Below are 13,950 nucleotides of genomic sequence, written 5' to 3'. Positions count from 1 at the left end.
AAGGGCAAGAAAAGCCCTCTTAAAACTTTCATAAAACAGGAGGTACTCAAATGGGGTGCTGCAATAACGGTTTTGGCGGCGGTGGCTGTCTGTGGATCATCATTCTGATCATCATTCTCTGCTGCTGCTGCGGCGGCAATAGCTTTGGTGGCAACGGTAACAGCTGCGGCTGCAACAATGGCTGCGGTGGCTGCTGCTGAGACAAAGAGACGTCTATGGGGCGCGGACCAGTTGGTCCGCGCCCCATTTTTATTTCAGCGGAACAAGGGGAAATATGGGATTTCTTGAAAACATTCTTGCGTTTTCATGGGAAAAGGTGTATGATGTACGACGCAAGCAGAACCGACGGCTCCTTTTCGGGGACAGGAACAGGGGTCGGCGGGTTTTGTCGTGCGTCCGCTAAGTGCGGGCGTACATCGGGGTGGTCCGCCTCATTCTGGGAGGGCTTCCTGTTTTGGGTGCGGTCACCCCTTCCGGCAGGGAAGGGGAACTCAGGCAGGTATTTGGAATGAAAGAAGCACCCCTCTGCCCCAGCGATAGCAGTATTAGGGAGGTCGAAATCTGAATGAGTAAATTTCTCAAACGTTCCGCGCAAGGCGCGGGAGTTCCGCACGAGAAGCGGACTTCCAGCCTTGAGACGGTAGTGATGCCGCTGCCGTCAAAGATCGTCCTGTCCATGTCCCAGCATATTGGCGCGCCGGCGGCTCCCACCGTGGCCAAGGGCGATCAGGTGTACGTGGGCACCGTGGTGGGCAAGGCCGGAGGCTTTGTCTCCTCTGATATCCACTCCGGCGTGTCCGGAATTGTGGACGGAATCACCACCATTACCGCGCCTAACGGCGCTGTCCAGACTGCCGTAGTGATCATCCCGGATGGAGAGCAGAAGGTGGATCCCGCCATCGCTCCCCCTCAGGTCACCGATCTGAAGTCCTTCCAGGACGCGGTCCGTGCCAGCGGTCTGGTGGGCTTAGGCGGCGCCGGTTTCCCCGCTGCGGTGAAGCTGGCTCCCAAGAATCTGGACGAGATCGACACATTGATCATCAACGCGGCCGAGTGCGAGCCCTACATCACCTCGGATAACCGCTGCCTCATTGAGGACACCCACTTTATCCTGGGTGGTGTGAAGGCGGTTATGAAGTACTTAAATATCGGTAAGTGCGTCATCGGCATCGAGGGCAACAAGCCCGAGGCCATTGCCAAAATGAAGGATGCCATTGATGTACCCGGCATCGAGGTCAAGACTCTGGCCTGCCGTTACCCCCAGGGCGCTGAGAAAGTGCTCATTGAGAACTGTACCGGCCGGGAAGTGCCCTTCCCCGGCCTGCCCTCCGACGTGGGCGTGATCGTAATGAATGTCACCTCCGTGGCCTTTGTGGGCAAGTACCTGGAGACCGGTATGCCTCTGGTCACCAAGCGCCTGACCGTGGACGGCGACATTGTTAAGGACCCCAAGAATGTGGAAGTGATCATCGGCACTCCCGTCCAGGAGCTGCTGGAGTTCTGCGGCGGCCTGACCGACGAGCCCGGCAAGGTGCTCTACGGCGGCCCCATGATGGGCAACTGTCTGGCCGACCTGTCCCAGCCCATTTTGAAGAACAACAACGCCATTCTGGCCTTCTCCCGGAAGTGGGCTCACCTCCCCAAGGAGACCAACTGCATCCACTGTGGGCGCTGCACCAACGCATGCCCCTTGGGCCTGTCTGCCAAGGAGATTGTCCAGGCCTATCACGATGGAAACGTGGAACTGCTCCAGGAGCTCAACGCCGACCTGTGCATGAGCTGCGGCACCTGTTCCTTCGTTTGTCCCGCCAAGCGGCCTCTGGCCCCCTCCATTGCCCAGGCTAAGATCATGATGAAGAATGGAGGTAAGAAGTGATGGCGAACAAACTGATCGTCACTGCCGCGCCCCACATCACCAGCGCGGACAGCACCCAGAAGATCATGCAGCGGGTCTGCATCGCCCTGGTGCCCACGCTGATCGCTTCTGTGTTTATCTTTGGGATCAATTCCCTGATCCTCACCGCCATTACCGTGGCGGCCTGCGTCCTGTTTGAGTACGGTTACTGCAAGCTGATGGGCCGTGAGGTCCCGGTTGGAGACTTCTCCGCTGTGGTCACCGGTATGCTGTTGGCCTTTAACCTGCCCGCCACCCTGCCCTGGTGGATGGCCATTGTGGGTGCGTTTATCGCCATTGTTATTGTCAAGCAGCTCTTTGGCGGTCTGGGCTACAATTTCGCCAACCCCGCCATCGTGGGCCGTATTGCCCTGGCTGTGGGCTTTGCCGGCCGCATGGCGGACTATCCCAAGCCGGAAAACGGCATCGATGCCCTGGCTTCTGCCACCCCTCTGGCTGTGGTGGACCAACTGGGCTCCAGTGATTACCTGACCCTGCTGCTGGGCAACCACGGCGGTGTGTTGGGTGAGACCTGCGCCATTACCCTGCTGCTGGGCGGCATCTATCTGATCGTCACCAAGGTCATCAGCCCCATGATCCCCGTTACTTATCTGGCCACTGTGGCTGTCCTGAGTCTGTGCTTCGGCCTGGACCCCATCGTGCAGCTACTCTCCGGCGGCCTGATGCTGGGTGCCTTCTTCATGGCCACCGACTATGTCACCTCTCCCACCACCGATAAGGGTAAGCTGATCTTCGGCATCTGCCTGGGTGTGATCACCATGCTGATCCGTCATTTCGGCACCATGAACGAGGGCGTGTCCTTTGCCATCCTGCTGATGAACCTGGTGGTGCCCTACATTGACGTCCTCACCCGTCAGGACCGCCTGGGCATCGCCAAAGCGAAAAAGGGAGGTGCCGCGAAATGAGCAATTGGAACAAAGTATTTAAGCCCATCGTGGTACTGGGTATCATCTGCATCGTTATCACCGGCGCTCTGGCTGTGACTAACCAGGCCACCGCTCCCATTATTGCCGAGGCTGCCCGCGTTGCCGCTGAGAAGGCCCGGGCGGAGCTGCTCCCCGATGCTGACGGCTACACTGAGATCGACCCCGCTCCCTATGAGGGTGTAAGCGGCATCTATGTGGCCGACAACGGCGTGGGTACCATTATTTCCTCTTCCGCCAAAGGCTATAGCTCCACCATCGAGGTTATGGTCGCCTTCAATGCCGACGGCACCATCAAGCAAGTGAAGATCCAGAGCCAGGCTGAGACCGCCGGCGTGGGCACCAAGGTGACCAACGAGTCCTTCTGGGGCCAGTATTCCGGTCTGCCCGCTTCCACCATTACCCTGGATCAGGAAGTGGACCGCATCAGCGGTGCCTCTATCTCCAGCCGGGCAGTCAACACGGCAGTCAACTATGCCATTGACGCCTACAACGCGATTCCTTGAAAGGCAGGTGAGTCGAGATGAGTAATCAGAATAGTAAGCTGAAAATTTTAACCAACGGTTTTCTGAATGAGAACCCGGTTCTGCGCCTTGTCCTGGGCACCTGTCCCACCTTGGCTACTACCACGATGGCCTCGAACGGCATCGGCATGGGCCTGGCGGCTACCTTCGTGCTGCTGTGCTCCAACATCGTTATTTCCGCCCTGCGGAAGATCATTCCCGACCAGGTCCGTATTCCTTGCTACATCACCGTCATCGCCGGCTTTGTGTCGGTGGTTCAGATGCTGGTAAAGGCCTATGTGCCCTCCCTGGACTCTGCTCTGGGCGTGTATCTGCCTCTGATCGTGGTGAACTGTATCATCCTGGGCCGTGCGGAGATGTTCGCCTCCAAGAACAATGTGGTCGACTCCGCTCTGGACGGCATCGGCATGGGTATTGGCTTCACCATCACCCTGACCGTGATGGGCTCCATCCGTGAGATCCTGGGCTCCGGCACCTGGATGTCCGGCCTGGACGGCCTGCTGCCCTTCCTGCCCGAAGGCTTCGCCATCCGCGTGATCCCCGAGTCCATTGATCCCTTCACCATCATGACCAGCGCGCCCGGCGGTTTCTTCGTGTTCGGCATCCTGATGGCCGCCGCCACCTGGCTGACCACTCCCAAGGCAAAAAAGCAGAAGGCTGTGGAAGCTGCGGAAGGGGGTAATGCGTAATGGAATTGGCTGTTAAGCTTGCCAGTATCTTCTTTACCATGATCCTGGTGGACAACTACGTCCTGGCCAAGTTCCTGGGTATCTGCCCCTTCCTGGGCGTATCCAAAAAGCTGGACAGCGCCGTAGGTATGTCCCTGGCCGTCACCTTCGTCATGGTCATGGCCACGGCCGCTACCTGGCCCATCTATAAGCTCATCCTGGTCCCCGCCGGTGCCGAGAATACCGCTCGTGACCTGAGCTACCTGCAGACCATCGTGTTCATTCTGATCATCGCCATCCTGGTGCAGCTGCTGGAGAACTTCCTGAAGAAGTTCATTCCCGCTTTGTACAAGGCTCTGGGCGTGTATCTGCCCCTGATCACCACCAACTGCACCATCCTGGGCGTGACTATCCTGAACCTGGACAACGGCTACGACTTCATCGAGAGCATCGTCTGCGCTGCCGGCGCCGGTATCGGCTTCCTGGTGGCCATGGTCCTGTTCTCCGGCGTGCGCCGCAAGGTGGAGCAGGCCATCGTTCCCTCTTGTTTCAAGGGCCTGCCCATCACCCTGGTGGCCGCTGCTATGACGTCCCTGTCCTTCATGGGCTTCGGCGGCATTGTGGATGCCATCTTTAAGGTTTGATAGGAGGGGGAAGACAGTATGAGTCCGATTTTATTGGCAATTGTCATCGTGACCGTCATCGGTTTGATCGGTGCAGTGATTCTGGTGGCCGCCTCCATCTTCATGTATGTGCCCGTGGATGAGCGTGTGGAGAAGATCACCGCTGTCCTGGCCGGCGCCAACTGCGGCGCCTGTGGCTGCGCCGGCTGTGCCGACTACGCCAAGAGCATTGTGGAAGACGGCAATGCGGTTAACAAGTGTACTCCGGGCGGTGCCAAGACTGCCGCCGCTATTGCGGAGATCATGGGTGTGGAAGCCGGTGCCTCCGTCTCCATGAAGGCGGTTGTAGCCTGCTCCGGAACCTGTGGCAAGACCTCCAAGCGCTATGAGTTTGAGGGCCTGCAGAGCTGCCAGGCCGTCAAGGGCCTATACGGCGGCGACGGTATGTGTAAGTTCGGCTGCTTGGGCTACGGCGACTGTACCCGGGCCTGCGCCTTTGATGCCATCCACATTTTGGACGGCATTGCCAAGGTGGACCGGGAGAAGTGTGTGGGCTGCGGCGCCTGTGCTGCTGCCTGTCCCAATTCCGTCATCTCCCTGGTGCCCGAGCACAAGCGCAAGCCTGTTGTTCTGTGCCAGAACAAGGATAAGGGCGCCGATACCCGGAAGGCCTGCACGGCCGGCTGTATCGGCTGCATGAAGTGCGCCAAGGCCTGTCCCAAGGAGGCCATTACGGTGGAGAACAACCTGGCCTATATCGACCAGGACAAGTGTGTGGGCTGCCAGCTGTGCGTGAAGGAATGCCCGGTTGGTATCATCCACGTTCCCGCCAACGAGTAAAAAGTCCAACAAAGAAGCGCCATCCCCACGGGATGGCGCTTCTTCTTTTTCTGAAATTTTCTCTAAACCTGACTTCGATCCCGCAGCCAGCTGGGGAGAATTTTTGCTTTTGTGCTGGACACGATTCCCATGGCGGCAAAGAGGGTGATGATGGAGGAGCCGCCGTAGCTGATAAAGGGGAGGGTCAGTCCCATAACCGGCAGAACATACAGACACATTCCCACGTTCAAAACGATCTGAGCCATCAGCATGCCGGCCATGCCCATACACACATAGGCGGAATAGGGGGAGCTGGCGTGGCGGCTGACCCAGACGCACCGCAGCACGATGGCGGTGAGCAGGAGCAGAAGGAGGATGCAGCCCACCATGCCCAACTCCTCCCCGCAGACGGCAAAAATAAAGTCGGTTTCCCGGGCGGGGAGGGCGTCGCTGTTTTCCGAGTGGGTCTGAAGCCCCTGGAGGTAGCCCTGACCAAAGAGTTGTCCGGAACCAATAGCCAAAATGGAGCGGCTTTGCTGAAAGCCCTTGTCCAAGGGGTCCAGGTCGTGGTCAAAAACGACCCGGAAACGCATGATCCGGTAGTCTGTCCAAAGACTGGTTTCTGGGAGAACAAAGAGCCAGAGAATGACCGCCGTCAAGATCAGACCGCCGCCCACCAGTACAAACCATCGGATTTTCACACCAGCCACCCAAGCCATCACCACGAAGATGATCATGTATACCACACAGGTACCCATATCACCGCATACAGCGGCGATCAGCGCCAGCATAAACACGGTATATCCGCCAATAACGGCTACAGAGGGGATGGAGCTGATATCGTAGCCCCGTTGCTGTAGCTTGGTGATTTGAAGGGCCAGCAGTAGGATAAAGGGAAGTTTGACAATTTCGTTTGGCTGCAAATTGACGGGGAAGCCGGGAATGTGCAGCCAGTTGCGGTTTCCATACACTTCAAATCCCAGGGGAGTGAGGATTAGGAGGATCAGAACGATGCTGAAGCCCAGCAGCAGTTTCCAATTCTTTTCTGTAAACAGCTGAAAGTCCACAAAGGTGAGGACAATATAGGCAATAATCCCCAATATAATGCCCACAGACTGGACGATTACCGCTTTGTTATTTCCGTCATAGCGGGTGGCGGAAAAAATCAGTGCTAAACCAAATAAACTGGATGCCGTACATAGGATGAGCAGGAGCAAGTCGCCCTTCCGGAAAAATTCCCGGACGGGAGAAAATAGGGCGCCCAAGGCCTCACCTCCTCGTTTGGAAAGTTGGACAATATATTTTATCACATTTTGGTAGAAACGCAAACCATAGCTGTGGTATAATCATGAAAGGTTTGAAAATTTTCTGTGAACGGAGGATGTGCCGTGGAGTATGTCACCCATGGGGAAGGGGAGACCGAGGAACTGGGACGGCGGCTGGGGGAACAGCTGCAGCCAGGTTCTGTGGTGGCCTTTACCGGAGACCTGGGGGCGGGAAAGACTGCCTTCACTCGAGGCTTGGCCCACGGGCTGGGCATCCGGGACCGCGTAACCAGCCCGACCTTCACCATTGTCAACGAGTATGAGGGAGGGCGGCTGCCCTTGTTTCACTTTGATATGTACCGACTGGGCAGCTCTGAGGAGCTATTTGACATCGGCTGGGAGGACTACCTGGCCCGGGGTGGCGTATGTGCCGTGGAGTGGAGTGAGAATGTGGCGGACGCCCTGGAGGAGGATACCATCCGGGTGGAAATCCGCAGAGGGGACGGAGACGATGAGCGGATCATTACCGTAATCAATGTCCCCTGTCTGGATGGGGACAAAGCAATCCCCTTTCAAAAAGACCATTAGTATAGAGTGAGATGCAGTGATATGATGATTTTAGCTCTGGAATCCTCTGCCACCGCTTGTTCCGTGGCCCTGTGCCGAGACGGCGAGTTGGTAGCACAATCCTATCAAAATAGCGGCCTGACCCACAGCCGCACCCTTCTGCCTATGGTGAAGGACCTGCTAAGTAACTGCGGCCAGAGCCTGAAGGACGTGGATGTTTTGGCCGTGGCAGCTGGGCCGGGCTCCTTTACCGGCCTGCGTATCGGGGTGTCCACCGTCAAGGGTCTGGCCTGGCCGGAGGATAAGCCCTGCGCTCCCTGCTCCACGCTGGAGTCCATGGCCTGGCTGCTGGCCCATCTGAAGGGCAAGGTCATTGTGTGTGCCATGGACGCCCGGCGAAAGCAGGTGTATAACGCCCTGTTTCTGGCCACGGGCCAGGGCCTGGAGCGGCTGTGTCCCGACCGGGCCATCTCCCTGGAGGAATTGAGCGAAGAGTTGAAAAAATATGAAAATTCAAAAATAGTCGTTGGAGACGGGGCCAAGCTGTGCTATAATACGTTGACGGAACAAGGCCTACAGTTGGAGCTGGCTCCGGAGAATCTGCGTATGCAGAGTGCCTGGGGTGTGGCCCGAGCGGCTCAGGAGCTGGCAGCCCGGGGAGAACTGGTAGCGGGGCGTGACCTGGTACCGGTTTATCACAGACTGTCCCAGGCCGAGCGGGAGCGCTTAGAGCGGGAACAACAGAAATAAATTAAAATAAAGGGGATCACCAGTATGTTCAATGAGAAAGTGCACGTGTTAGACCATCCTCTGCTGCAGCATAAGGTGTCCATCCTGCGGGATGAGAATACCGGTGTCAAGGAGTTCCGGGAGATTGTTTCGGAGATCGCGGCTCTAGAATGCTATGAGGCGACCCGGGATCTGCCAGTGGAGGATGTGGAGATCAAAACTCCCATTGCCACTGGTACCTTCAAGCAGCTGGCGGGCAAGAAGCTGGCCATTGTGCCCATCCTGCGTGCCGGTCTAGGCATGGTGGATGGCATTCTGAATCTGATCCCCTCCGCCAAGGTGGGACATATCGGCCTGTACCGGGATCCGGATACCCATACACCGGTGGAATATTACTGCAAGATGCCCAGTGATATTGCCGAGCGGGATGTCATCGTTCTAGACCCCATGCTGGCCACCGGCGGTTCTGCCTCTGCGGCCATCACCTTTCTGAAGGGTTACGGCTGTAAGCACATCAAGCTGATGAATGTGATTGCTGCCCCCGAAGGAATTGCCTGTATCCAGAGGGATCATCCGGATGTGGATATCTATGTGGCGGCAGTGGACGAGAAGCTCAATGACCACGCCTATATTGTCCCCGGCCTGGGTGATGCAGGCGACCGGATTTTCGGCACCAAGTAATCTACATGGTCGATACAGCGCTCCGGACGGATGTCCGGGGCGCTTTTTTGCCGAAACAGTGGGGGCAGATTGGCAAAATTTTTATTCCCGCCCTTGAGTATTGCATACAGCTGTGCTAAAATACTCTATTAGCGTATAAAATGTGATAGGTGTACAGAATTGTCCCAAATGAGGTGTTTTACTATGAAAATCGTGGTGTTGGCCGGGGGACTGAGCCCGGAACGCAACGTATCCTTGTCCTCAGGCACAATGGTCTGCCAGGCCCTGCGGGACCGCGGCCATCAGGTGGCGCTGGTAGACTTATTTTATGGCTTGGAGGAGGGCGTATCCGACGGCGAGGCACTTTATCACGCGCCCATTCCTGAGGCGTTTAAGCGGGTAAGCCGGGAGGCTCCCAATTTGGAGCAGGTACGCGCCAGCCGGAAAGGCAATAGTCCCTCTGCCATCGGCCCTGGGGTGCTGGAGCTTTGCGCCGGAGCGGATGTGGTGTACCTGGCCCTGCACGGGGCCTGTGGGGAGGATGGACGGATTCAGGCGGCTCTGGATCTGCTGGGCGTGCCCTATACTGGCTCCGGATATTTGGGCTCTGCCATTGCCATGGATAAGGACCTGACCAAGCGGCTGGTGTCTCATTTGGTGGTGACCCCCAAGTGGGAGACCGTTACCGTTACCCCGGACAATCTGGAGAAGCTGGTCCGGACCACTGTCCGTCCAGTGGTGGTGAAGCCCATCGCCAGTGGCTCGTCCATCGGGGTGTATATCGCCCATACCGAGCAGGAGCTGCGTGCTGCCTTGGCCGAGAGCATGGAGCTGGGCGGACGGACAGTGTTGGAGCAGTACATCCAGGGCCGGGAAATCCAGGTAGCCATTCTCAACGGAAAGGCCCTGCCCTCCATTGAGATCATTCCCAAGAAGGGCTTTTATGACTACGAAAATAAGTACCAGCCCGGAGCGGCTTTGGAGGTATGTCCCGCGGAGATCCCGGCTGAGTGGGAAAAGGCGGTGGGCGATGCCGCGCTGCGGGTGTTCCAGACCTTGGGGCTGGCGGTATATGCCCGGGCGGACTTCATTGTTACGGAGGACGGAACCCCTTACTTCTTGGAAATCAATACCCTGCCCGGTATGACCCCCACCAGCCTGGTGCCCCAGGAGGCGGCGGTAGTAGGGATCGACTATGGAACGCTGTGTGAAACCATTATCCAGGCCTCGTTAGAGGCCCGGAAGGGAGGACTTTGAGTCAATGGAGACCATCACCCTATCCCAGCTGCTGGAGGCAGTGAACGGAAAGCTGCTGGGGGGAAACCAGAATCTGGACACCCCGATTCTCCGGGTGGACACAGACAGCCGTACCATTCATCCTGGAGCTCTGTTCATTCCCCTGGTTGGAGAGCGGTTCGACGGCCACGCCTACATTAACGCCGCCCTGGAAGGGGGAGCGATTGGCTGTCTCACCGCCCGGGAGCGGGAGAGCTACCGGGAGGACAAATTCTATGTAAAGGTAGGCAATACCCAGCGGGCGCTGCGGGATTTGGCGGCTTGGTATAAGGGGCGGTTCCATATCCCCTTTGTGGCGGTAACCGGAAGCGTGGGCAAGACCACGGCCAAGGACATGATTGCCGCCGTGCTGAGCACCCGGTATAAGGTGCTCAAGACGGAGGGGAACTTTAATAATAATGTGGGCCTTCCCCTGACGCTGCTGCGTTTGAGTAAGGAACACCAGATCTGCGTGCTGGAAATGGGCATGGACAAGTTTGGGGAGATCGACTACCTGGCCGAAATCGTACAGCCTGAGGTGGGGATTATCACCAACATCGGAGATGCCCATATTGAGCGCCTGGGCAGCCGGGAGAATATTTTTAAGGCCAAGTGCGAGCTGCTGCCCCATATTCAAAAGGACGGCCTGCTTATTTTGAATGGGGACGACGCTCTTCTCACCACACTGCGGGGGAAAACGCCGGTGTCCACCGTCTTTTTCGGACAGACAGAGGGATTGGAGTACCGAGCCCAGGCTGTGGGAGGTGACGGCGTCAGCCACATTCATTGCCGGATGACCACGCCCAATATGGAGCGGGAGGTAAAAATTCCGGCTCTGGGAGAGCATATGGTCTATCCCGCACTCATGGCTGCGGCGGTGGCGGAGCATTTTGGCCTGACCCCCAATGAAATTCAGCAGGGCCTGACCCAGTTTGTCCCCACGAAGATGCGGATGAACGTGCTCCATCGGGCCGGGGGAATCACCATTTTGGATGACACTTATAATGCCAATCCCCAGTCCATGCGGGCGGCCATCAGTGTGTTGGCAGACGGCCCGGGGAGCTGGAAAGCGGCGGTGCTGGGGGATATGCTGGAACTGGGGCCCTTTGCTCCCGCCCTGCATGCGGGGGTCGGAGAATGCCTGGGCAAGGCAAAGGTGGATTGCCTGGTGGCCGTGGGAGAGATGTCCCAGCACATGGCCCAAGCGGCCCGGGAGTCCGGAGTTCCCATGGTGTACCACTGTGTAGACCGGGATGCGGCCAAGGCGGTGTTGAATCAGATCGTCCGGGAGGACAGTACCATTTTGGTGAAGGCATCCCGAGGGATGAAATTGGAAGAACTGACCGCATACCTGTTGAAGCTGACTGAGGAGGCATGAGCCAGACAGGGCGGTTGACACAGAAGAGGACAATATGATCGATATATCCGTATCCAACCTGGTAAAAGAATTTGAGGTTGGAAGCAAAATTTTAAATGGGCTCACCTTTCAGGTGGACTCTGGGGAGCGGGTGGGCTTGCTTGGGCCGAATGGCTGCGGCAAGACCACCTTGCTGCGCATCCTTACGAGGGCCATAGACTATGACGAGGGGGAGGTTGTCACCGCCCCCGGCAAGCGCATGGGTCTCATCTCCCAGATCCCCGTCTATCCGGCCGGGTATACGGTGGAGGATGTGCTGGAAACTGCCTTTGCCCCTCTCCACGCCATGGAGGAAGAGATGACCAAGCTGGCCGAGGAGATGGGGAAGGGGGACGACCCTGCCCGTATGGCCCGGTATGACCAGCTGGCCTCCGCCTTCCAGATGGGCGGGGGTTACGAGACCCAGATCAACAAGAATAAGGTGTGCAGCGGTCTGTCCATCTCCCAAGCCATGCGGGAGCAGCTGTTTGACCAGCTTTCCGGTGGTGAGAAGACCCGGGTCAACCTGGGTCGGCTCATTCTGGAGGACACAGACATCCTGCTGCTGGACGAGCCTACCAACCACCTGGACCTGCGGGCTACCGAGTGGCTGGAGGAGTACCTGGAAAAATTTAAGGGCACGGTACTGACGGTCTCCCATGACCGGTATTTTCTGGATAAGGTGGTCCAGCGGGTCATTGAAATCCAGGAGGGTAGGGCGGAGTTCTATTCCGGAAATTACAGCTTCTACGCCGTGGAGAAGGAACGGCGGTACGAGGAGAAGCTAAAGCAGTATGAGAAGGAACAGGCTAAAATCCAGCAGCTGGAGAAGGCGGCTGAGCAGCTGCGTACATGGGCCTATTCCGGTATGGACAAGACCTTCAAGCGGGCCCAGTCCATGGAAAAACGGATTGAGCGTATGCGCACCACCGATCGTCCCAAGCGGGAGCGAAAGATGGAGGTGCGCTTTGGGGAGCGGGAGTTCCGTGGGGACGAGGTACTCACCATCAAAAATCTGTCCAAATCCTTTGGGGACCGCATGCTCTTCTCTGAGGTGAATCTGGAGGTGGAGGGGGGCGAGCGCATTGCCCTGCTGGGAGATAACGGAACGGGCAAATCCACCCTGCTGAAAATCCTCATGGGGGAGGAGGAGCCGGACGGAGGAAAGCTCCGCCTGGGTCCCACAGTGAAAATCGGTTACCTGCCCCAGATCATTCATTTTGAGCATCCAGAGCGCTCGCTGGTGGATACCATGCTCTACGAGCTAGACTGCACGGCTCAGACGGCCCGAAACCGGCTGGCCGCCTTCAAGTTCCGGGGAGAGGATGTGTTCAAGCCGGTCTCCGCTCTTTCCGGCGGGGAGCAGTCCCGGCTGCGGCTGTGTATGCTGATGGACGCCAAAATCAATCTGCTGATTTTGGACGAGCCCACCAACCACCTGGATATCCAGAGCCGGGAGTGGATCGAGGAGGCGGTGGAGGAATATGAGGGCAATCTGCTCTTTGTCTCCCATGACCGCTACTTCATTGATCGCTTTGCCACCCGGATCTGGATGCTGGAGGACGGGCACATTACCGACTTTAAGGGAACCTATCAGGAGTACCAGGCTGCCCGGCAGCGCCAGCGACAGCTGGCTGCGTCTCCGACCAAAGCGGTGAAAGAGGAGCCCAAAAAGGAAAAACCCAAGCGCCCCGGGGGCACGAAAAACCTGGAAAAAGAGGTGGCTGCCGCTGAGCGTGCGGTGGGCAAGGCTGAGGAGCGCATGTATGAGCTGACCCAGCAGATCGAAGAGGCCTCCTCGGACTATCTGAAGCTCCAGGAGCTCTATGAGCAAAAGGAGGCCCTGGAGGAGGAAATTCTCAAGTTGTACGGGACCTGGGAGTCTTTGTCTGCGGAGCTGGAGGAGGCGCGGGGATGAAGAGACGAGCGATTGAAGTGGCCAGTTATAAAGGCAGACGCTACCCAGCCTGGTTCAAGGCGGTTCTGGCGCTGGTGCTGGCAGGTGTGGTCACCTTTGGAGCACTGCTTGGTGCGGTGCTGGCGGGGTCCTATGACCACATTCAAGGTCAGCCTCAGGTCATGGTGATCCTAGGCTGCCAGGTGAAGGACTATGGCCCTTCCATTCTGCTTCAGGACCGCTTGGATAAGGCTCTGTCCTATTTGGGGACGAATCCGGATCTCACCATTGTGGTCTCTGGGGGCCAGGGGCCGGATGAGCCTACCACAGAGGCCCGGGCCATGGCGGATTACCTGATAGAGCGCGGTGTGGCGGAGGAGGACATCTTGTTGGAGGAGGAGTCCCATAACACTGCCCAAAACTTTCAATATACCGCTCAGCTGCTGGAAGAAGTGGGATATGATCTGGAGCAGACCCAGGTGGTGGTGGTATCCAATGGCTTCCATCTCACCCGGGCCCGGATGCTGGCGGAGCGGGCAGGCTTTGAGGAGGTCTCCACATTGGCTGCCCCCTCCAGCCATTTCGCCTCCCGGATGGGGATGTACATTCGGGAGCCCCTGGCTCTGGTCAAGTCCTTCCTCTTTGACCGGTGATTGGGCGGAAGCCCCGCGGAAAACCGCCAAACATTT

General features: G+C 57.7%; 15 protein-coding genes. 14 read left to right on the top strand and 1 reads right to left on the bottom strand.

Annotated elements, in window-relative coordinates:
- The first annotated feature begins 50 nt into the window (after positions 1–50).
- The 7 genes from B5E43_RS15225 to B5E43_RS03915 all read left to right on the top strand — a co-directional run bounded on the left by B5E43_RS15225 (position 51) and on the right by B5E43_RS03915 (position 5,493).
- Positions 51–200 carry a hypothetical protein gene (locus tag B5E43_RS15225; RefSeq protein ID WP_164475074.1) on the top strand — a complete coding sequence of 50 codons (150 nt, stop codon included), beginning with the start codon at positions 51–53 and terminating at the stop codon, positions 198–200.
- Positions 201–565: 365 nt separating this feature from the next.
- Positions 566–1,876, top strand: coding sequence for an electron transport complex subunit RsxC (rsxC, locus tag B5E43_RS03940; RefSeq protein WP_087393835.1), 1,311 nt, complete (start codon positions 566–568; stop codon positions 1,874–1,876).
- Complete coding sequence (locus tag B5E43_RS03935; RefSeq protein WP_087393834.1) at positions 1,876–2,820, top strand: RnfABCDGE type electron transport complex subunit D; 945 nt, start codon at positions 1,876–1,878, stop codon at positions 2,818–2,820. The genes rsxC and B5E43_RS03935 overlap by 1 nt, the downstream gene beginning before the upstream one ends.
- Positions 2,817–3,344: an FMN-binding protein gene (locus tag B5E43_RS03930; protein ID WP_087393833.1), complete on the top strand. Its 528-nt coding sequence runs from the start codon at positions 2,817–2,819 to the stop codon at positions 3,342–3,344. The genes B5E43_RS03935 and B5E43_RS03930 overlap by 4 nt, the downstream gene beginning before the upstream one ends.
- A 17-nt stretch (positions 3,345–3,361) precedes the next feature.
- Positions 3,362–4,051: an electron transport complex subunit E gene (locus tag B5E43_RS03925; RefSeq protein WP_087393832.1), complete on the top strand. Its 690-nt coding sequence runs from the start codon at positions 3,362–3,364 to the stop codon at positions 4,049–4,051.
- Complete coding sequence (locus B5E43_RS03920) at positions 4,051–4,674, top strand: RnfABCDGE type electron transport complex subunit A (protein ID WP_087393831.1); 624 nt, start codon at positions 4,051–4,053, stop codon at positions 4,672–4,674. Before B5E43_RS03925 ends, B5E43_RS03920 begins: the two co-directional genes overlap by 1 nt.
- Before the next feature lie 18 nt (positions 4,675–4,692).
- Positions 4,693–5,493, top strand: coding sequence for an RnfABCDGE type electron transport complex subunit B (locus tag B5E43_RS03915; RefSeq protein WP_087393830.1), 801 nt, complete (start codon positions 4,693–4,695; stop codon positions 5,491–5,493).
- Positions 5,494–5,555: 62 nt separating this feature from the next.
- Here the strand turns inward: B5E43_RS03915 and B5E43_RS03910 are convergent, their stop codons facing one another.
- Positions 5,556–6,737 carry an FtsW/RodA/SpoVE family cell cycle protein gene (locus tag B5E43_RS03910; protein WP_087393829.1) on the bottom strand — a complete coding sequence of 394 codons (1,182 nt, stop codon included), beginning with the start codon at positions 6,735–6,737 and terminating at the stop codon, positions 5,556–5,558.
- A 123-nt stretch (positions 6,738–6,860) separates the two neighbouring features.
- Between B5E43_RS03910 and tsaE the strand changes: the two genes are divergently transcribed.
- The 7 genes from tsaE (at position 6,861) to B5E43_RS03875 (ending at position 13,914) form a co-directional block, all read left to right on the top strand.
- Positions 6,861–7,325: a tRNA (adenosine(37)-N6)-threonylcarbamoyltransferase complex ATPase subunit type 1 TsaE gene (tsaE, locus tag B5E43_RS03905; RefSeq protein ID WP_087393828.1), complete on the top strand. Its 465-nt coding sequence runs from the start codon at positions 6,861–6,863 to the stop codon at positions 7,323–7,325.
- Positions 7,326–7,346: 21 nt separating this feature from the next.
- A complete protein-coding gene (gene tsaB / locus B5E43_RS03900) occupies positions 7,347–8,054 on the top strand; it encodes a tRNA (adenosine(37)-N6)-threonylcarbamoyltransferase complex dimerization subunit type 1 TsaB (protein ID WP_143382938.1) in 708 nt (235 codons plus the stop codon).
- A gap of 24 nt (positions 8,055–8,078) precedes the next feature.
- On the top strand, positions 8,079–8,714 hold the full coding sequence (upp, locus tag B5E43_RS03895; protein ID WP_087393827.1) for a uracil phosphoribosyltransferase: 636 nt from the start codon (positions 8,079–8,081) through the stop codon (positions 8,712–8,714).
- 183 nt (positions 8,715–8,897) lie between these two features.
- Entirely contained in the window at positions 8,898–9,950 is a 1,053-nt protein-coding gene (locus B5E43_RS03890; RefSeq protein ID WP_087393826.1) for a D-alanine--D-alanine ligase, read from the top strand.
- A 4-nt stretch (positions 9,951–9,954) separates the two neighbouring features.
- The gene (gene murF / locus B5E43_RS03885; RefSeq protein WP_087393825.1) at positions 9,955–11,346 is read left to right on the top strand and encodes a UDP-N-acetylmuramoyl-tripeptide--D-alanyl-D-alanine ligase; all 1,392 of its coding nucleotides are present in this window, start codon (positions 9,955–9,957) and stop codon (positions 11,344–11,346) included.
- A gap of 34 nt (positions 11,347–11,380) precedes the next feature.
- A complete protein-coding gene (gene abc-f / locus B5E43_RS03880) occupies positions 11,381–13,282 on the top strand; it encodes a ribosomal protection-like ABC-F family protein (RefSeq protein WP_087393824.1) in 1,902 nt (633 codons plus the stop codon).
- Positions 13,279–13,914: a YdcF family protein gene (locus tag B5E43_RS03875; RefSeq protein WP_087393823.1), complete on the top strand. Its 636-nt coding sequence runs from the start codon at positions 13,279–13,281 to the stop codon at positions 13,912–13,914. The genes abc-f and B5E43_RS03875 overlap by 4 nt, the downstream gene beginning before the upstream one ends.
- Positions 13,915–13,950 lie beyond the last annotated feature (36 nt).

This window comes from Flavonifractor sp. An100, from assembly GCF_002161175.1.
In the GTDB taxonomy this organism is placed as follows: domain Bacteria; phylum Bacillota; class Clostridia; order Oscillospirales; family Oscillospiraceae; genus Lawsonibacter.
The sequence above is the reverse complement of the archived record's forward strand: the minus strand, read 5'-3'. Positions and strand labels throughout refer to the sequence as shown.

What these genes read in the sequence shown, in the direction of transcription:
- B5E43_RS15225 (WP_164475074.1), top strand. Translation starts at nt 51, where the DNA reads ATGGGGTGCTGCAATAACGGTTTTGGCGGCGGTGGCTGTCTGTGGATC.
- rsxC (WP_087393835.1), top strand. Translation starts at nt 566, where the DNA reads ATGAGTAAATTTCTCAAACGTTCCGCGCAAGGCGCGGGAGTTCCGCAC.
- B5E43_RS03935 (WP_087393834.1), top strand. Translation starts at nt 1,876, where the DNA reads ATGGCGAACAAACTGATCGTCACTGCCGCGCCCCACATCACCAGCGCG.
- B5E43_RS03930 (WP_087393833.1), top strand. Translation starts at nt 2,817, where the DNA reads ATGAGCAATTGGAACAAAGTATTTAAGCCCATCGTGGTACTGGGTATC.
- B5E43_RS03925 (WP_087393832.1), top strand. Translation starts at nt 3,362, where the DNA reads ATGAGTAATCAGAATAGTAAGCTGAAAATTTTAACCAACGGTTTTCTG.
- B5E43_RS03920 (WP_087393831.1), top strand. Translation starts at nt 4,051, where the DNA reads ATGGAATTGGCTGTTAAGCTTGCCAGTATCTTCTTTACCATGATCCTG.
- B5E43_RS03915 (WP_087393830.1), top strand. Translation starts at nt 4,693, where the DNA reads ATGAGTCCGATTTTATTGGCAATTGTCATCGTGACCGTCATCGGTTTG.
- tsaB (WP_143382938.1), top strand. Translation starts at nt 7,347, where the DNA reads ATGATGATTTTAGCTCTGGAATCCTCTGCCACCGCTTGTTCCGTGGCC.
- upp (WP_087393827.1), top strand. Translation starts at nt 8,079, where the DNA reads ATGTTCAATGAGAAAGTGCACGTGTTAGACCATCCTCTGCTGCAGCAT.
- B5E43_RS03890 (WP_087393826.1), top strand. Translation starts at nt 8,898, where the DNA reads ATGAAAATCGTGGTGTTGGCCGGGGGACTGAGCCCGGAACGCAACGTA.
- murF (WP_087393825.1), top strand. Translation starts at nt 9,955, where the DNA reads ATGGAGACCATCACCCTATCCCAGCTGCTGGAGGCAGTGAACGGAAAG.
- abc-f (WP_087393824.1), top strand. Translation starts at nt 11,381, where the DNA reads ATGATCGATATATCCGTATCCAACCTGGTAAAAGAATTTGAGGTTGGA.
- B5E43_RS03875 (WP_087393823.1), top strand. Translation starts at nt 13,279, where the DNA reads ATGAAGAGACGAGCGATTGAAGTGGCCAGTTATAAAGGCAGACGCTAC.